Genomic DNA, 17574 nt, shown 5'->3' on the forward strand with positions numbered 1-17574 from the left:
GTCAGACCCCCATGTCGAGGTCGCCGACGGCCTTGGCCCGGATCCGGGTCGCGTTGCCGGGCAGGTAGGGGATCGGCACCTCGTCGAAGTCGACGATCGAGACGGTGGCCGGCTTGGCCCCGGCGGCGATGGCCTTGTCGACGGCCTCCTGCCGGACCGCGTCGAGGGTCGCCTCGCGGCGGCCGGGCTCGACGGCGAAGACCTTGTCGATCTCGCCGCCGACCTGGGCGATGGAGGCGCCGATGGCGTTGGCGACGGCGTAGTTCTCCGGCCGGTGGACCTTGCCGAAGAGGGGGATCTCGTCGGGCAGCAGGATCGAGCCGCCGCCGACGGCGACGACGGGGATCGGCTCGGCGGAGGTGCGCATCCGGTCGACCGCCTCGGAGACCCGCACCGCGATGCTCTCGAGGGCGCGGCGCACCAGGTCGGGGTCGAGATGGGCGACGAGGCTGCGGTCGCCCATGTCGGCGCGGCCGGCGGCCACGGCGAGGTCGGACGCGGTCAGCTGGTTGCCGCCGAAGACGAGCGCCTCGGAGGTCAGCTTGTAGCCGACGGAGTGCGGGCCGACCATGGCGCTGCCGGTGTCGACGTGGCTGCCACCGCCGATGCCGAGGGAGAGCACGTCGGGCATCCGGAAGTTCGTCCGGATGCCGGCGACCTTGACCTCGGTCGTCGTCTCGCGGGGGAAGCCGTTGACGAGCAGGCCGATGTCGGAGGTGGTGCCGCCGATGTCGACGACGGCGCAGGTCTCGAGGCCGCTCGTCGCGGCGGCGCCGCGCATCGAGTTCGTCGGGCCGGAGGCGAAGGTCGCGACGGGGTACCGCCGGACGTAGTCCTCGTCCATGAGGGTGCCGTCGTTCTGGCTGAGGAAGATCGGTGCGTCGATGCCGTGCGCACGGACCGCCGCGGTCAGGCCGTCGACGATGGAGACGGCCATCTCGCGCAGGGCGGCGTTGATGATCGTCGCGTTCTCCCGCTCGAGCAGGCCGATCCGGCCGATCTCGTGGGAGAGCGAGATGGCGACGTCCGGGCCGAGCTCGGCGGCGATGACGTCGGCGGCCTCGACCTCGAGGTCGTGGTTGACCGGGCTGAACACGGACGAGATGGCGACCGAGCGGACGCCGTGCGCGGCCATGTCGGCGGCGTGCCGCTTCAGCTCGTCGTGGTCGATCGGCGAGATCGGCCGGCCGTCGAACTCGTAGCCGCCGTGGGCGAGGTAGGCGCGGCCGCTGATCGCGTCGCGCAGCCGGGCCGGCCAGTCGACGAGGGGCGGCAGGGCGCGGGTCGCCGGCAGGCCGAGGCGCAGCGCGGCGGTGGGGGCGAGGCGGCGGGCCTCGACGAGGGCATTGATGAAATGCGTCGTGCCGATCATCACGGCGCTGACGGCGGCGCCCTCGAAGGCGTGCTGGGCGCGCAGCTGCTCGATCGCCCTGACGATGCCGCTCGTCACGTCCTCGCTCGTCGACTCCTTGACGCCGGCGAGGACGCGGGTGCCGTCCATGAGCACGGCATCGGTGTTCGTGCCACCGACATCGATTCCGATGTGCATGTCTCTCCTAGGTGTTGCGTTCGGCTGAGAACGGATCGCGCGCTCAGGCGATGGGCTGCGGCTCGGTGACGGCGCCCCGGGTGCGGGTCGGGGCGGCGCCCACCCCGCGGACGAGGCCGAGCTTGCCGGCTGCGACATACAGCACGATCGACAGGACGAGCGAGGTGATGCTCGGGATGCCCCACGTGACGACGTAGCCGACGACCGATGCGATGAGCCAGACGACAAGGGTGGCCGGCACGACGCGCGGCGCGGTGGTCGGCAGCGTCTCGCTCGGGCGGGTGGCGTCGAGCTCGCCGCGCCACTGCTTCACGACGAAGTACTCGGCGATCATGATCCCGGCGATCGGCGGGAAGGCGACACCGAGGACGATGAGGAAGTCGGTGAAGTGGCCGAGGATGCCGACGGCGGCGAGGACCGAGCCGACGACGCCGAGCACGACGGTCGTCGAGACGCGGTGCAGGTCGCGGCGGAAGGCGGTCGAGATGAAGTTCACCAGGCCGAGGGACGACGAGTAGAGGTTCCAGTCGTTGATCTTCAGGGTGCCGGTCAGGACGATGAGCAGGCCGACGAGGCCGACCGACGACGTGACGATCGCGACGATGTTGCCGGTGCCGGCGGCGTGGGCGAGCAGCACGCCCGCGAGGCCGATGACGAACTCGCCGAGGGTGACGCCGACGACGGTCTGCTTGACGACGTCCTTGCCGGAGCGGTTGTAGCGGGTCATGTCGGCGGTGATGATGGCGCCGACGATGAGGCCGCCGGCGACGATCGCGGTGCCCTGGCCGACCGACATCGCGGGGCCGGGCGGTGCCGACCGCACGAGGTCACCGAGCGAGTGCCGGCTCAGCTCGGAGACGATCGACCAGCCGACGAGGGCGAGGAAGAGCGGCACCGTGATGTTGGCCAGCCACTGCATGCCGCCGAAGCCGACGGCGACGATCGCCGTGACGATGAGCCCGAAGATCAGGCACCAGGCCCAGACGGGCAGCGCGCCGGGGATGAGCGCCTCGAGGGACTCGGCGGAGATGGCCGACTGGATGCCGAACCAGCCGATGAGGCTGATGCCGATGGCGAGCCCGACGAGGGACGCCCCGACCTCGCCGAAGCCGGTCCACCGGGCGAGGAGCGCCGTGTTGAGGCCCTCGCGCTGGCCGATGATGCCGACGACGCACATGATCACCTCGAGGATGATCGAGCCGAAGAGGAAGGCGAGGACGGCGTTGCCGAACGTCATCCCGTAGCCCAGGGTCGCGCCGAGCAGGAACTGGGAGAGGGCGCTGACCTGGCCGAAGCGCTGGATCGAGATGCCGAACCAGTGCCGTCGGGCCGCCGGGGCCACCCGTGAAAGGGCGAAGTCGTCTGCGTGTGCCATGGATGGCGTCCCTTCAGGAGGAGGTGAACGCCGTCACCGTAGGTCGCACCCCCCGCCCCACAGCAATGGGCGCTCTGCACAAATTCGCGGGAGAAGAGGGCGTCGTGCACAGCGGAGTGGGCCGCCGGCAGTACCAGACCGAGCCCGGGAATATAGTTAAAATCTAAACCGTTGTCCGGAACTGAGACAACCAACAGAAGACCTTCGATGGAGGCTTGACATGCTGAGCGCAACAGCGGCTCTGGCGGCAGAGGGCTTGAAGACGGACTGGAGTCTGTCGCCCACCTACAACACGATCATGGCGGTGGCGGCAGGTGCCGGGCTCATCACGCTCGTGTGGTTCATCCGGGACCTCTGGGTGAAGCAGGAGCGGAACATCGAGGGCTACGCCTTCGCGTTCGGCATCCTCGGCTTCATCCTCACCACGACGGGCCTGCACATGACCCTGACCTGGCCGATCAAGGGACTCCCTTGGGACAACATCATCTTCGGTGAGACCTCGCTCGGCTTCGGCGTCCTGCTCGCCGCGACGTCGTGGTACCTGTGGCGCAACCGCGAGGCGCTCCGCACCGCCGAGCGTCCCATCAAGGTCCTTGCCGACCTGGTCCGCCCGATCTCGCTCTTCGTCTTCGGCCTCGGCCTCGCGCTCGTCGGGATCGGCGTCGCCGGCCTCTGGTACCAGTTCTTCGTGGCCCCGGCCGAGGAGCCGATCTCGGGCCTGTTCGCCGACTACCCGATCGTCGAGGCGATCTTCATGTCCGGCCTGTTCTTCCTGGTCGCGCTCGGCGCGCTCCTCTTCCCGTGGGCGGTCAAGCGTGAGGCGGTCGTCGGTCGCCCCGGCACCGTGCACCGGGTCGCCGGCTGGGCCTGGGTCGTCGGTGGCCTCGGGTTCTTCCTCTTCGGCGCGCTGAACTTCTTCACCCACATCGGCCTGATCTTCAACACGAACGTCCCCAGCTGATCGTTGGGCTCGTTCGCCCGGAGGGCGCGCCTTGGCGGTCGCGCCCTCCCCACCAAGCGGTATGTCGCTGAGCCAGCTCAGCGGCATACCGCTTGCGTGCGCTCGGGGCGGGGCAGCGCAGACTGAACGGTGACAACCAGAAGGAGTGAGCATGAAGATCGCGGTGTTCGGAGCGACGGGGATGGTCGGCTCGCGGGTGGCGGCGGAGGCCGTGGCGCGCGGGCATGAGGTGACCGGCATCAGCCGGCGGGGCGGCGAGGTGCCCGGGGCCCAGTCGCGCACGGGTGACCTCGGCGACGCCGACACGGTGCGCGAGGTCGCGGCTGCGAGTGACGTGGTCGTGCTGGCGACTGTGCCGAGCCGGATGGGCGGCGACCACGAGGGGTGGCTGGACGCGGTGCGCACCGCGCTCGCGAACGTCGGCTCGACGCGCGTCGTCATGGTCGGCGGCGCGGGCTCGCTTGAGCTGCCCGACGGCACCCGGCTCGTCGACGCGCCGGGCTTCCCCGAGGAGTACAAGCCCGAGGGGCAGACGATGGCGGCGGCGCTCGACATCTTCCGGTCGGCGCCGGAGAGCGTCGACTGGACGTTCCTCTGCCCGGCGCCGGTCATCATGCCGGGGGAGCGGACCGGCACGTACCGGGTGGGCCAGGACTCGCCCGCCGGTGACGAGATCAGCGCGGAGGACTTCGCCGTCGCGCTCGTCGACGAGATCGAGCGGCCGGCGCACGGCCTCGCCCGCTTCACCGTCGCGAACTGACACGGCCCGGCGCCACGGGCTGCGGCAGCACTGGACGCGGACGAGGCACGCCCCGCGCTCACGTGACGTGGGCGCGGGGCGAGCTCAGCGGCATACCGCCATTGGTGGCAGTGAAGTCAGCCCTGGGGCTGCTCGCAGCTGCCGAGGTCGAAGGTGAAGGTCGAGCCCGGCGACGAGTGCGAGACCATCTGGACCTTGCCGGCGACGCCACCCGTCGAGCTGTGCAGGACGAAGTGGTCGGTCTCGGTGAAGACCAGCGGGTTGTTCTCGTCGACGGCCTTGCCGCCGAACCACGAGGCGCCGGAGACGGTGTAGGTGCCACCGCTCGCGTCGACGAGGGTGACGTTGTGCGGGACGATCGTCCCGGTGACGTGGAAGATGCCCTGCCCATCGATGGTCATGTTCTGCGACATCGTGATGGAGCCCTGAGTGACCGTGAGGTTCCCGAGCGGGGCGGCGCAGGTGAAGACGTCGCCGGTGACGTCCTGCGTGATGCGGAATGAATCGGTCTGAGCGGCCGCGCGCGCGGACCCAGCTGCTACGGCCGTGAGTCCGAGGGCCCCGACCGCCGCGACCGCCGCCAAGGCAGTGCGACTACGCATTGAGCTCATGTGTATCTCCCTCTCCCGTGGTGCCCGGGCCGCTCGTCGACCCCGGCAAGGTGGGGCCTGCCCCACCCACCGAGAAGGTGCGTGCGCTGGGGTCCGGTGAGACTCAGAACGGGAAACGTGGAGGAAGTTCGCAGGAAACGCGCCCATTCTGGGAAACCGATGAGAGCGATAGGTGGCGTTCCATGTGGTCAGGACCGCTGCGGTCCGCGGAGGCCGCGGAGCAGTAGGTCGAGGGTGTCCCTGGCCCAGCTGGGGCGGGCGCGACCGTGCCGGAGGAGCTCGCCGAGGTAGGCCCCGAAGAGCAGGTTGGCCAGCGACTCGGGGTCGATGCCCTCGCGTAGCCGGCCGGCGGCGGCATCGGCCTCGATCTCGTGCTGGAGGGCCTTGAGCCGGCCGACCAGGAGCCTCCGGAGCGACTTGCTGAAGGCCGGGTCGGAGTCGGCGAGCACCGCGGCGATCGCTCCCCGGCCAAGCTGCCGCTCGACCAGGTTGCGGACCTGCTCCAGCTCCCAGCGAAGTTTGTCCTCCAACGGCAGCTCCGCGGTGGGGAACGGCGCGGTGCTGAGGAGGGCGAGTGCCGCGTCGATGAGCGCCTCCCGATCCCGGTAGCGCCGGTAGATCGTCGTGCGCGCGACCCCTGAGCGGGCCGCCACGGTGTCGATGTGGATGGCGCTCGGGCCTCGCTCGCGGAGCAGCGCGAGAGTTGCGTCGGTGATCAGCTCGTCGGTGTGCGGGTCGCGCGGTCTGCCGCGTGATGGTGTCATGGCGCGTCCCCTCGGGAACAAACGGTGCACGTTATTCGCTACATGAAGTGTAGCGAAAAAAACGGCTGTGCCGCCGCCCGACAAGGAGACCAACCGTGCCCGAGACCAAAGTCCTGATCCTCGCCATCCTCGCGACGCTGTTCGTGATCGGGTGGTCTGTCTTGGGCATTGCGGATGCGTTCCGCGGTGACAAGCCCCAGGTGACTGCGGACCCCGAGCCGAGCACGGAGCCGCAGAGCGAGCTCGCGCGCCGCCCCTGACTGATCGCGTGAGGCTCACGCGCTCCCGGATACGTCAGTGGGCTGGTCGACGTGTATGTCGACCAGCCCACCGGGTTGGGTCGTCAGGAGGTTGCGGGGCTCAGCTGTGGCTCGAAGGCCGCGGTTGCTTCCGTGCCCTCGTACATCGCCTCTTCGTTGTCCGGGGTGATGCCCAATGCCGCCTGTCGGCGGGCGATGTAGGCGACCAGGAAGGGCGCTGCGAACGCCGTCGTCACGACCGCCGCCGCGACCTGGGCCGTGGCCGTCCCCTGGACCGCGAGGAACGTCGGGTCGACGGCCGCCACCGCGGCGGGGGTCGCGATGGCGTTCCCGGCGGTGGTGGCCTCGCAGGCGGCGGCCACGACGTTGCGGGTCGGGCGGGGGTGCTTCCGGACCTTGTGCCAAAGGATCAGCGCGCCCATGGCGAGACCGCCGGAGATGACGACGGTCGAGAGGCCGAGCAGGATGCCGACCGCGCCGGAGGTGAACAGCACCCGGAAGTCGATGCCGGCGCCGAGGGCGAAGGCGGCGAACGGGATGATGAGCTTCTCGCCGGGAGCGAGGAAGCCGCGGATGATCTGGCTGGTGTTGCCGAGGACGAAGCCGAGGATCATCGGGAAGATCGCCGCGAAGAGCGCCATGAGCGGCATCTGTGCCAGCCCGGCTGCGCCGAGCGCGATGAGGGTGAGGAACGGCCCGTCATTGACGGACAGGACGGAGATCGCGCCCTTGTCACTCTTGTTGCCGAACTGGCTTGTCAGGGCGACGTAGAGCGAGCCGTCGGAGTTCGACATCGCCGCGATGATGGCGAGCGGCAGCAGGCCCCAGAGGTTGCCGTCCGGGGTGAGGAAGGCGACGGACAGGCCCACGGCGACGGCGGCGCCATACTTCGCGAGCATGAGGACGATGCCCTTCTCGACCGAGGGCAGGGCCGCCCGCACGTCGATCTGGGCACCGATGCACATGAAGAAGAGGCCGATGAGGACCGGTGCGCCGCCCTTGAACAGGGCCGTCGTGAAGCTGCCGATCTCGAGGGAACCGGGAGCCAGCGTGTTCACGACCGCGCCGAGGAAGAGCGGTACCACCATGAGAGCGCCGGGGATACGTCCGACGGCGCGCAGGAATGAGTCCATTCCCTTACCTTTCAATCGTCTTTGACCAGAGAGGGGGGTGAGGAGGGAAAGGGTCCCTCAGCCTTGGTCACCGCCGCCGACGGGCAGCACGGTTCCGGTGATGTAGGAGGCATCGTTAGAGGCGAGGAACAGGATCGGTGCTGCCTGCTCTGCGAGGGTGCCGTAGCGCTTGACGTAGGTGCTGTCGACGGTCTGGTCGACGATCTGCTGGTACCAGGCGTGGTCCTGATCGGTGAGCACGCCGTCGTTGCGAGGGATCTTCCTCGGCGGTGCTTCGGTGCCACCTGGTGCGGTGGCGACGACCCGGACTCCCTTGGCGGCGGCCTCGAAGGCGAGGGACGCGGTCAGGGCGTTCACTCCGCCCTTCGATGCCGCGTAGGGAACCCGGTTGATGCTGCGGGTGGCGATGGACGAGACGTTGACGATGACGCCCTGGCCGCGCTCGACCATGTGGGGGAGGAACGCCCGGCAGCCCCAGAGAGTCGGGAAGAGGGAGCGGCGGACCTCCTGCTCGATCTCGTCGACGCCGTACTGCTCGTAGGGCTTCGTCCAGATCGTGCCGCCGACGTTGTTGATGAGGATGTCGACGTGCCCCAGAGTCGAGACCGCGTATTCGGCGAGGGTGGCAGCGCCGTCGAACTGCTCGAGGTCGCACTCAAAGAAGTGGGCCTGCCCTCCGCGTTCCTCGATCTCGGCGACCACATCCTTGGCCAGCGGCGAGCGGTCCCCGATGATGACGCGGCCGCCCTCAGCCGAGATGCGCCGCGCGACCTCGGCGCCGATGCCCTGAGCGGCTCCCGTGACCACGACCGCCTTGCCCTCGAAGCGGGCACGGGTCGTGTTGGGGGGTGTAGAGCTCATGAGTGTCTCCTCGGGATGCGCCGTTGCCGTCGCTCGACAGGATGGCAGCCGGTTAGCGCCGTGAGAAATATCGGTTAAGGCCTCATTAAGACCTGCCGAGACTCAATCGGGGTTCCATGCTGGCCTCATCGCAGCGGGTGGTGCCAGGGGGCTGAGCGCTTGCGCCGTGCCTCCCGGGTGAACTGATCGGATGGCCCAACATGCCACTCTGGCTCAGTTGTGATAGTTGAGTGGCCATGATCGACTTCGCGAACGGTTCCGTCTTCAAGCTCAGCCCGACCAGCCCACAGGAGATCGGGCCGCAAGTGGCTGAGCTCCTCATCCCCGGTGAACAGATCGTGGCCTGCTTCAAATCGGTCCGTGACTTCGTTGTCTTCACGGACAAGCGGCTGATGGCGGTCAACGTGCAGGGCATCACCGGCAAGAAGCGCGACTTCACTTCCTTGCCCTACAGCAGGATTCAGGCGTTCTCCGTCGAGACTGCAGGCACCTTCGACCTCGATGCGGAGCTGGACCTGTGGTTCAGCGGGATGGGCAAGGTGAGGCTCGAGTTCAAGGGTCGGGTGGACATCCGCGGCATCGGCAAGATGATCGCTGGCTATGTCCTCTGAGAGCGCGAGGCGGCCCTCACGCATTGGATGAACCCGCCACTGGGGCTTCACATGGCCTCAACGAAGGCGTCTCCCGGGGACGGCTCGTCGAAACTTCTCCAAGCCGACGGGACACGCGGCAACAGAACGGCTGGAATAGCGCAACAAAAGGTTGCGGTGTTAGACACTCAGACCGTGTGGCACCGTGGCAGTTCTCAGGAGCGCCGGCGCCGACGGGAACTCGCGGGTGACGCCAGGGCCGGTTCCTGGGCGCGAGGTCGAGCCCGTCTCGAGCAGAGAGCATTCGTCCGAGAGAACTGGATTCGGTTCGCGCTCTTCCTGCTCGCGGGTTTCTTGGTGTGCCTTGGAGTCTCCTGGACGATGCCGAACGACTTGCTGCGTGGTGTGGTCATCGGGGCGTTCCTCGTAGCCCTCCCGTCGGCGGTCTGGGTGCTCACCATGCAGTTCACCGGCACTGCGCCAGTCATGATGGGCGACGAGGCCGAGCAATGGACAGCTACGGAGCTTCGCCGCCTCTCACGTCGCGGATGGCGCGTCATCAACCACGTAGCTCTGCGCGAAGACGACATCGACCATGTCCTGGTCGGTCCCGGTGGCGCTTACGCGGTCGAGACGAAGTGGAGCAGTTCTTGGTCTACTTCCTACGGGCGAGACCGGGTTCTTGAAGGAATCGAGCAAGTGCGGGCCAACGCCAGACTGCTGAAGTTGTGGCATCCCCTCAAGCAGCTCGCCATCACGCCCCAGCCAGTGCTGGTGATGTGGGGACCCGGCTTGTCGAAGCTAAACTCCCAAGACCGGGTTCGAGTGGTCAACGAAGTGACCGTTGTCGTCGGGTCGGCACTCCGCCCTTGGTTGAGGAGTCTGGACAACGGCGTCTTGTCTGAACAACAGATCTCGGGCGCATGGTCGGCACTAGAGGCACACCTCGAAGGTCGCGACCGTGCGGACAGTGCGCTCCACCGGGTCCCTACCTCTGTGGCGGAGGCGGTAGCCAGACTGGCGCTGGCGGTCGGGTTTGCCGCCTTTGGGATTGCGGCCTTGGGTCAAATCCTGAACTGGACGCAGTCGATGCCGCTCACCCTCTCCTTGGCCTGCGCGCTGACCCTGCCCGCTGGCCTTCTGATTCCGTCCCCTCGCTGGCGGTGGATGGCTTGGGGCTGGGGAGCGGGCCTTGGATTGCCCAGCGCAGCGCTCCTCGCGTCGGAGCTTGTTGCCTTCATCGTGCAGCCCGTCCTGTAGCTCTTCGGGGCTCTTCGATCCGCAAAACCGGGGCCATGTCGCGGTCAGGTGTCCCTCAAGACCAAACGGTGTAGGTCCAGAGCGCAGCGTCAAGTAGCCGCAATGGCGAAGTGTCGAGGCGCAGCTCCCGGCCTTGGGCGCGGCCGTGGATCTCACCGGGTAGCGTCTCGAGACGCTCGTTGATCTCCTCCTCCTGGAGCAGACTTCTGAACACTTGCCAGTCGAGCCGAAAGTCGTTCAGCTTGAGGATGCCGAGGTGCGAGCAGACATTGTTGTCCCTGACGGGGAAGAGCCCGGGCCGCTTTCGCGCGCAAAGTTTGCTCGCGGTCACCCAAGGATTCGACTTCTTCGCCGTTGTCGAGGACAGCGCCGACTTCACTGCCGTGTAGAAGGACTCCATCTCCTTGAGCGTCTGCCCGCCTGCCGTCGCCAGGGCCGCCGGCTGCGGCAGTTGAGCGAGGCTCTCAAGTACCGCGTTCCGGTGGTGACCCGAGTCCAACAGGCGACGCGTCGCTGCAGGACCAATGTCAACACTCAGCAGGGAGACGGCATGAAGGTCCGCTGCCGTAACGTCTTGAGTGTCATTCGCCGGGAGCGAGGCGAACGAAGCGCCGGCGTAGTTGCCTGACACGTCGTAGAAGGCAGCGAGTCGTTCCTCGACGGGCTTCTTCGTTCCGTGAGATGACAGTGCGGTGAGCGCTTGGCTGCGCGCTTGGTCGACAACGTCAACGTCGACGACGGGCCACTCTTTTGGCACGAGGATGGTATCGGTCGGCATGGGCGCCACCCTAGCCACGGCAGTAGGCGCAGGGCCCAGTTGCAGGCAGGATGGTGAAGCACGTGATGCAAACGCGGTCACCCATCTTCTCGCCTCCGGAGTGAGCGGCGGATGAGGCCTTCTTTGTCGGCTTCATGGCTGAGGTGCTCCGGTCGCCTCGTTTCCGTGGTTGCTTGGCGACGCCCTTCTTGGGCTTCTTCAACCCATTCCGACTCGCCCGCTCGTCGATGCGCTCCTGGGCCGCTCGGGCACGCCGCCGGGTCTTGGTATGGGGGGCATCCGGTGGCACTTGGACATGTAGCCCGGGTAGGCCAGCGGCTCGAAGGATCTTGCGCGCTGCAGAGATGACTTTCTCGTCGTCGATGCACGGCTGGCATCGCGCGCCCCCCGGATACTTGGCATTGCACGTCCGGCAACGCCGGTCCGGGTCGTGGTCTCCGCGGATATCGCGGATGTCGTTACCGGGGGCGGTTCTGCGCTCTGACCCGCCACGGGGTGCCAGGCGAACGAGACCTGGAGAGATGCCACCGCCGTGTAGACGGACGCGACCTCTCACGGTGCGACCTGTGACAGCAGCTTCTCGAAGGCGTCCTCTGTCACGACGGGGATGCCGTAGCGTCGTGCCTTCTCGGCCTTCCCGCTCAGTGAGTTGGGATCTGCCGCAACAAGGATCGCGGTGGACTTCGTCAGGCCACCACAAGAGAGGCCCTTCCGCTCGACTGCCTGTTCCCATGCCGAACGCGGACGGCCCATCTCTCCGGTGAAGCAGACCCGGTCCCCTGGGGACAACTTCAGGCCGGAGGTTGCCACCGCGCTCCCGGCGCGGTGGCGGCCGTGTTCCGGCTCTGCCGCGAGTTCCAGGGCCATGTTCACATCGCCATTGGCCAGTCCCAGCATGGCTGCGACCCGCTCGAGGTCAGCTCGCTCGTCCTCGGTCACGACGCCGTCATCCAGTGCCACTTCGGCCATGGCCCGAAGGTAGTCGGCGTGCAGGTCGATGACTTGTCCTCTGGTCAGTCCGCTCTCCAGAGCGACATTGATGAGCTGGTCCTTCTCGTGCTCCGCGAGAAATCGATCGACGAGGGCGGTCTCCAGGACGGCCAGATACCCATCGACGCGCGGATCCGCCGCCCGCGGCATACGGGAGACGATGCGGTCCAGCCATTGATCCTGGGGGACATCCCGAGCCTGCCTGCGCCCGAAGATTCGCAATTCCGGGTAGACCCCTGGGAAGGGCGGCCACGTATAGCCCCGCGTGCTGTGAAGCCTCTCAAACCATGGCGGCTTGAAGTCCGACATGTTGAGGAAGTACGCCAAGAGCCCCGCGGTGGCGAGAGCGTCGCCCGCGGCGGAGTGTGCGTTTTCGAGCGGTAGGCCGCAGGCATTGCAGCAGTCCACCAACCGACGGCTTGCCCCGTTGATGAAGCTGGTTGACCACTGCATCGTGCACACGCCATGAAGCGGGAGGTTTTCAAGTGGTATGCCGGAGCGGATGAACTCGTGCGCGAGAAACCGTAGGTCGAAGGTTGCGTTGTGCGCCACGATCGTGCGGCCCTCAACAGCGCGGAGGATGTAGGGCGCCACTTGGCGAAACGTAGGCGCGTCGAGGACGTCAGTAGAGCTGATGCCATGAATCCGCGTCGGGCCGACGTCGCGTTGCGGATTCACAAGTGTCGACCAGTGGTCGCGTATATCCCCTTGGTCGGAGACATAGACAACCGCGATCTCCACGATGCGATCGTGCTTCTCGGGAAAGAGGCCGGTTGTCTCGACATCAATGACGGTGTACCCGCTCACGCTTCGCGTCCCTCCCGTTTCGAGATCCTCGTCGAGCGGCACCATAGTCCTCCACCCCGACAAGGCGCGATCATCTGCGCGTCCAGCGCGAATCCCTTCGAAACGCAGACACTTCTGAGCCATTGTGTGAGACTCCCCGCATGGTTGCGCCGAGACGAAGGCCGGTGAAGACGTCCGCGACCACCGTGAAGCGCATGGTTGAGCCCGCGAACTGTCGCTGCGGTCGGCATGCCAAGACGTCGCCGCATCTCTGGTCCGTGTACGTCCTTGAGGTCGAGGGAACCGGCGGGGATGTGTACGTGGGTTGCACTTGGCATAGTCCAGAGGTCCGCCGACAGCAGCACATCGATGGTCCCAAGAAGGGCCGGGTATTCAAGAAGGCGGGAAACAGTGTGGGCGCTCTGCGCCCGGACTTGGTCACCGATCTCGAGCCGCTGACGAACTTTGCACTGGCTCAGTCTGCGGAGACTTACCTCGCCGAGATCCTGAGATCCAAGGGGTTCACCTTCACGGCGGTCACTGAGCCAACTTCCTCCGTCTCCGAGACGATGTGGCCACCGCGTGCTTCAATCGTTTTGACGCTTTGAAGTCGAATTGTAAGGGTTGGGTCGTTTTGGGCTCGCTGAGCACAGGAGGAGGCAGCAGCGCGGTCGCGGCCTCGGCACATGCTGGCTGCGAGAGGTTCCGCCACACCGATCCGATGATCGTGGGGATGAGCCGGCGCAAGGTGGCCGCCCAGCTGGGCTTCCCCGACACAACCGCGGGCATTCCCGAGGCCCGCTGGATGCGGGCAATGACCTTCGAGCGACTCGTGCGCCACGAACGGTTCGTCTCCCCGCTCATTACGACGACGATCGGCCGCCTCGGACTCCCACGTCCTGCTGGCGTGTGGCGCCGGGACGCGCGGGTCAGTGCGTCTGCAACTGCAACGGCGCTTGGACAGGCACACCTCAAAGCCGTTCACGAGGACGTCGCATCCCTCATCACCAGCCTGGCTCTGCCCTTCGTGGGTCTCGAGGACGAGCCGTCCGCGACGCCTGTCAAGCCCGACTTCGCGGTCGTTGCACCGCGGCGCGATCCCGGCACTGACACGGTCATCGGTTCGTGGCTCGTCATGGGCGATGCCAAGGACTACGAGCGCGTCCGCTCGAGGATCGGCGACGCGCGCATGCTCAAGGGCTTCCTGCAGGTCGCCCTTGGCGCGGCGAGTGCCGAGGCGTGGTCGGCGCTCCCCAATGGTATGGCGGTGCATCGTTTCGGCGTCCTCGCTGTCCCACGGAATGCCTTTCTCCAGCCGGAGGCAGTGGTCGAGGACCTGACGGACCACCGTGCGGAGGTCCTCGCCCGCGTGGCGGAGCGCAACGAGGTGCTCGCGGAGCGAGCCCAGAGTGAGCTCGCTCCGTCTGAGCTCCACGACTTCGTCGAGCACCTCGCCGCCGAATACGACCCCAGCTCCTGTCCCGCGTGTGCCATGTTCACGTTCTGCCGCAACGAGGTTCGCAACGCGACCGACCCAGAGGCGCTTCTCGTGGAGATCGGCGTGCGCAAGGAGCACCGGCCCGGCCTGCGCGGTCTGCTCGACCGGTCCGGCGTGACGGGGAGGGTGCCCGACTCCGTCGTCGCGTCCGTGCGCGCAACCATTGAAGGTATGCCGCTGAGTTCCGGTCAGCGGCGCATCGACCCCGCCGCGGTGGTTGGGTCGGTCAATGTGGTGCTCGCCAAGTCGGATGCCGCCGCTCTGGGCGTCCATGGGATCGCCCTGCAGCGCGTCCAGAAGTCAGGCAAGCCGACTGCCTGGGCCCTCCGCACCTTCGACGACCCGCAAGCCCCCGCGACGCGCCTCGCCATCATGGATCTCTTGGGCAGCCATATCGACAGGGCCATGGCTGACTTAAAAGCGTTGGCACCGGGAGAGCCGAGCCCTGTGCACCTCGTCGTGCCGGACCAGGTCACGGCCGACGTCCTCGTCTCCATTGCAGACTCGCTCGCTGGCGTCGAGACGAGCCGGCTCCGCTGGGCCCGCGACTTGGAGCAGGGGCGCCCGGCCCTCACTTTCGACGGCGAGCCAGCCGTCGTGCCCAAGGCACTGACGGCGCGGCAGCGCCTTGCCGTCAGCTTCCTGCTCGAGGCCGACCGGGCCCGCGCCATGAAGTTGCGAATCCCGATCGTGGACCTTCGCGAGGTCATATCGCGACATGTTGTGGCCGGAGGACCCCAAGGCGATAGCGGCCGCCTGGACTACCTCGTCAGGTGGGCGGAGGCAACCGAGCCACTCGATCATCGTGCTGTGTCTGACGAGATTGCGGCCAGCGAGCACACGCCGGGAGCCCGGCTCTCGAACGCGCGGTCCGACGCGATCCACCAGGCGCGCGGACGAAACGGAGCCCCGAAGAGGGGCCGCCGGCCGGGTTACGTGGAGCTCGTCGAGGAGGAGCTGGACTACAGGGTGGGCGTCGTGGACCGCGCGCTCGCCTACCTCTCCTCCATTGAGGACTCCCGACTACGGGAGATCTACCGGGCCCTGGAGGGCGATGCCCAGGCGATCTGGCGTAGACGCCTCCACCTTCACGCCTCCGACCTTGTCCGCTTGGGGAGGACCTCGTGGTGGTGGCGGAACAACCTCGTCGACCTGCTGGACGAGGATGCTCGCTGTCTGTCCCAGTTGCAGGCACTGGGCAACCCTCAAGCCGCCAAGGACCTCGCGCTCGACGCCGGCACTCGCGAGGTGGCGCTCGCGACCGTGGTCGGTCTCGCCCCGATCCGGCTGCAATTGAATTCACGGCGGATCTCCGCCGGGTCGACAGTGGTCGTCCTGCACATCAACGGCGAACCCTCGGTGGAGGCGCCCACCACGACGCGAAAGATCCAGAAGGGCTCGTTCAAGTTCGGCCAGCTCCCGATCGGGCCTCTCGAGAGTGACGGCAGTGGCAGCGCAGCCGTTTGCTGGTCCCCCAAGGTTTGCCCCGCCCTCGAGGTTGGTGATGAGCTCGTCATCGCCGACGACGCATGGTTCAACCCGAAGGGTCCGTTCAAGTCTGGGCATGAGATCTCGGTGAGCAGGCCTGGGCAGGACACGGACAGCGCCCCGCAGGCAACCTGTGACGAGACCTCCTATTCCGACGACCCGGAGAGCCACGCCTACTGCTGTCGACCACATGAACGAGCCGAGGCGGACACCGCCGACTGGATCGCCGAGCGCCGGGCGAGTGGTCGGATGAACCCCGAGGTCTGGCCACCAATCGTCGACGACGACCAGTTCGACACCCCGGCCATAGGCGCGCCCACCGAGTCGGACGCAGCAGTTGTTGCGTCGAGCCCCAGCGAGTACCTGACGATCGATGACCTCGACTAGAACCGTTCTGCGTTTCACGCCGCCCACTGCAAGGGTCGGCGACGCTCTCCATCACGCCTCGGCTGCCGCCGGCAACGTCGAGGCGACGACGCAGGCCATCGAGACCCTCTCTGACACGCTGACTGGCTCGGCGCCATACGAGAGGATCCTCCTGCGCGCCGCGGCGGGCGCTGGGAAGTCGTACGCGCTCAAGCGAATGGTTGAAGATGCGCTGGCGCATAGGAAGTGCGCGAGAGTCGGGGTCACCGCCTTCGCCAACAAGCAGGTCTTCCCGCTGGCCGAGGACCTCGGTCGCCAGCTGGGGCGGGAACGGGTCTGCATCTTGGTGTCGAGGGCTCGGGCTGCCGACGTGCCGGACACCCTGCTCGAGCATGCGACGGTCGTGTTCGGGATGAGCCAGCTGCCGGAGGAGGCAGAGGTCTTCCTCATGACCTCGCACATGCTGGAGCGGGCTGGATGGTCGATCAAGGACCAACTGGGACCGGCCGCGGACGGCGAGCACAGCTTCGACGTGCTCTTCGTCGATGAGGCCTGGCAGTTGCCCCTGCACCGCTATCGCAGGGTGGACCGCTTCGCTCCCGTTGTCGTCGGCGTCGGAGACGTCGGCCAGCTGCCGCCGATCGACCCGAACCAGAACCCGTGGCGCGGAGACCCGGGCTACAACCCCTACCGTGCTTGGCCGACCGCCTACGCGGCTGATGCGGCGACGTGGTCGACGGACCTTCCAGCGGTGTGGCGACCGACGGCGGCCCAGCTGCCGCTGTGGCGAGCCTTCTACAGTGAGTGGGAGGGGTTGAACTGTGTTGCGGCGCCAGGTGATCGGTCCATTGTGTTGGGCCGTCGGCTGCGGGGAGATGCGTCCGCTGTCTGGTCCGAGGTCGCTGCAGGCGTGCCCACCCTTGTTGAGGTGGAGGGGCTCGACGAAGCCGAAGCAGCCGACATCGACCTGCCGCTGCTCGGTGTCGTCGAGGGGCTGCTGGATCAGCTGCTGAGGGTGGGCTTTGAGCTCCGCTCGGCACAGTACGACGGCGCTGGACTCCCGGTCGGCGAGCGTGTGGTGAAATCGGCCGACCCGCAGGGTGATCCACTGATCGCCGTTCTCGCGACCCGGAACCAGGCGGTCGACGACGCAACCGAGATGGTTGAGCGGCTGGTCGCCAAGCACGACCTGGCTGATGGAGTGATCGTCGCCTCGACGGTCGACTCCTGGCAGGGCCAGACGAATGGCGTCACCGTTGCCATCCATCCACTGTCGGGAGCGTCAGCGCTCGACGAGTTCAACTCCGCCTTCGGGCGACTGGCTGTCACGTGCACGCGCGCGACGCACGGGTTGCTCATGGTGAGCCGGTCGGGATTGCGGGACCTGCTCGCCGTTGCGCCCGCCCGTCCGGGCATCCCGCTAGGTGAGCCTGGCCCAAGAGAGCTGCCCAGGCAGACCCACCAGCGGATCCTCGACGCGTTCGCCCGGACGACCATCGCTGGGACTTGACGTTGCTGCGTCGCTCAATTCACCTGTGCTGGAA

General features: G+C 67.3%; 16 protein-coding genes. 8 read left to right on the plus strand and 8 right to left on the minus strand.

The window, feature by feature from the left end; translation table 11 throughout:
- Position 1: 1 nt before the first annotated feature.
- Together N864_RS00095 and N864_RS00100 are read right to left on the minus strand one after the other, a co-directional pair.
- The gene (locus N864_RS00095) at positions 2–1549 is read right to left on the minus strand and encodes a hydantoinase/oxoprolinase N-terminal domain-containing protein (protein WP_034711912.1); all 1548 of its coding nucleotides are present in this window, start codon (positions 1547–1549) and stop codon (positions 2–4) included.
- A 43-nt stretch (positions 1550–1592) separates the two neighbouring features.
- Positions 1593–2924: a purine-cytosine permease family protein gene (locus N864_RS00100; RefSeq protein ID WP_034711914.1), complete on the minus strand. Its 1332-nt coding sequence runs from the start codon at positions 2922–2924 to the stop codon at positions 1593–1595.
- Positions 2925–3144: 220 nt separating this feature from the next.
- Between N864_RS00100 and N864_RS00105 the strand changes: the two genes are divergently transcribed.
- Positions 3145–3885 (plus strand): DUF981 domain-containing protein, encoded by a 741-nt coding sequence (locus N864_RS00105; RefSeq protein ID WP_034711916.1) that lies wholly within the window; start codon positions 3145–3147, stop codon positions 3883–3885.
- Positions 3886–4036: 151 nt separating this feature from the next.
- Positions 4037–4645 carry an NAD(P)-dependent oxidoreductase gene (locus N864_RS00110; RefSeq protein ID WP_034711918.1) on the plus strand — a complete coding sequence of 203 codons (609 nt, stop codon included), beginning with the start codon at positions 4037–4039 and terminating at the stop codon, positions 4643–4645.
- Between the two features lie 116 nt (positions 4646–4761).
- On the opposite strand, the gene N864_RS00115 is transcribed toward N864_RS00110, so the two are convergent.
- Together N864_RS00115 and N864_RS00120 are read right to left on the minus strand one after the other, a co-directional pair.
- Positions 4762–5256 carry a hypothetical protein gene (locus N864_RS00115; RefSeq protein ID WP_155892735.1) on the minus strand — a complete coding sequence of 165 codons (495 nt, stop codon included), beginning with the start codon at positions 5254–5256 and terminating at the stop codon, positions 4762–4764.
- A 188-nt stretch (positions 5257–5444) separates the two neighbouring features.
- Positions 5445–6020 carry a TetR/AcrR family transcriptional regulator gene (locus tag N864_RS00120; protein ID WP_051517987.1) on the minus strand — a complete coding sequence of 192 codons (576 nt, stop codon included), beginning with the start codon at positions 6018–6020 and terminating at the stop codon, positions 5445–5447.
- Between the two features lie 95 nt (positions 6021–6115).
- Here N864_RS00120 and N864_RS24425 point away from each other — a divergent pair, with 95 nt between their 5' ends.
- Positions 6116–6280 (plus strand): hypothetical protein, encoded by a 165-nt coding sequence (locus N864_RS24425; protein ID WP_155892736.1) that lies wholly within the window; start codon positions 6116–6118, stop codon positions 6278–6280.
- Positions 6281–6363: 83 nt separating this feature from the next.
- Here the strand turns inward: N864_RS24425 and N864_RS00125 are convergent, their stop codons facing one another.
- On the minus strand, positions 6364–7413 hold the full coding sequence (locus N864_RS00125) for a 2-keto-3-deoxygluconate permease (protein ID WP_034711922.1): 1050 nt from the start codon (positions 7411–7413) through the stop codon (positions 6364–6366).
- Positions 7414–7470: 57 nt separating this feature from the next.
- The gene (locus N864_RS00130) at positions 7471–8274 is read right to left on the minus strand and encodes a 1,6-dihydroxycyclohexa-2,4-diene-1-carboxylate dehydrogenase (protein ID WP_034711924.1); all 804 of its coding nucleotides are present in this window, start codon (positions 8272–8274) and stop codon (positions 7471–7473) included.
- A 236-nt stretch (positions 8275–8510) separates the two neighbouring features.
- Here N864_RS00130 and N864_RS00135 point away from each other — a divergent pair, with 236 nt between their 5' ends.
- Both N864_RS00135 and N864_RS00140 read left to right on the plus strand, forming a co-directional pair.
- The gene (locus N864_RS00135) at positions 8511–8885 is read left to right on the plus strand and encodes a PH domain-containing protein (protein ID WP_034711926.1); all 375 of its coding nucleotides are present in this window, start codon (positions 8511–8513) and stop codon (positions 8883–8885) included.
- Between the two features lie 360 nt (positions 8886–9245).
- Entirely contained in the window at positions 9246–10124 is an 879-nt protein-coding gene (locus tag N864_RS00140; RefSeq protein WP_162164476.1) for a nuclease-related domain-containing protein, read from the plus strand.
- A gap of 55 nt (positions 10125–10179) precedes the next feature.
- On the opposite strand, the gene N864_RS00145 is transcribed toward N864_RS00140, so the two are convergent.
- Both N864_RS00145 and N864_RS00150 read right to left on the minus strand, forming a co-directional pair.
- Positions 10180–10902, minus strand: coding sequence for a DUF6308 family protein (locus tag N864_RS00145; protein WP_034711930.1), 723 nt, complete (start codon positions 10900–10902; stop codon positions 10180–10182).
- Positions 10903–11454: 552 nt separating this feature from the next.
- Positions 11455–12741 carry an exonuclease domain-containing protein gene (locus N864_RS00150; protein ID WP_205620827.1) on the minus strand — a complete coding sequence of 429 codons (1287 nt, stop codon included), beginning with the start codon at positions 12739–12741 and terminating at the stop codon, positions 11455–11457.
- A 152-nt stretch (positions 12742–12893) separates the two neighbouring features.
- On the opposite strand from N864_RS00150, the gene N864_RS00155 reads away from it, so the two are divergent.
- The 3 genes from N864_RS00155 (at position 12894) to N864_RS00165 (ending at position 17540) form a co-directional block, all read left to right on the plus strand.
- Complete coding sequence (locus N864_RS00155; RefSeq protein ID WP_155892738.1) at positions 12894–13286, plus strand: hypothetical protein; 393 nt, start codon at positions 12894–12896, stop codon at positions 13284–13286.
- 125 nt (positions 13287–13411) lie between these two features.
- Entirely contained in the window at positions 13412–16051 is a 2640-nt protein-coding gene (locus tag N864_RS00160; RefSeq protein WP_240474141.1) for a hypothetical protein, read from the plus strand.
- Positions 16038–17540, plus strand: coding sequence for an AAA family ATPase (locus N864_RS00165; protein WP_034711938.1), 1503 nt, complete (start codon positions 16038–16040; stop codon positions 17538–17540). Before N864_RS00160 ends, N864_RS00165 begins: the two co-directional genes overlap by 14 nt.
- Positions 17541–17574: the final 34 nt, after the last annotated feature.

Origin of the sequence: Intrasporangium chromatireducens Q5-1 (assembly GCF_000576575.1) — a bacterium.
GTDB lineage: Bacteria > Actinomycetota > Actinomycetes > Actinomycetales > Dermatophilaceae > Intrasporangium_A > Intrasporangium_A chromatireducens.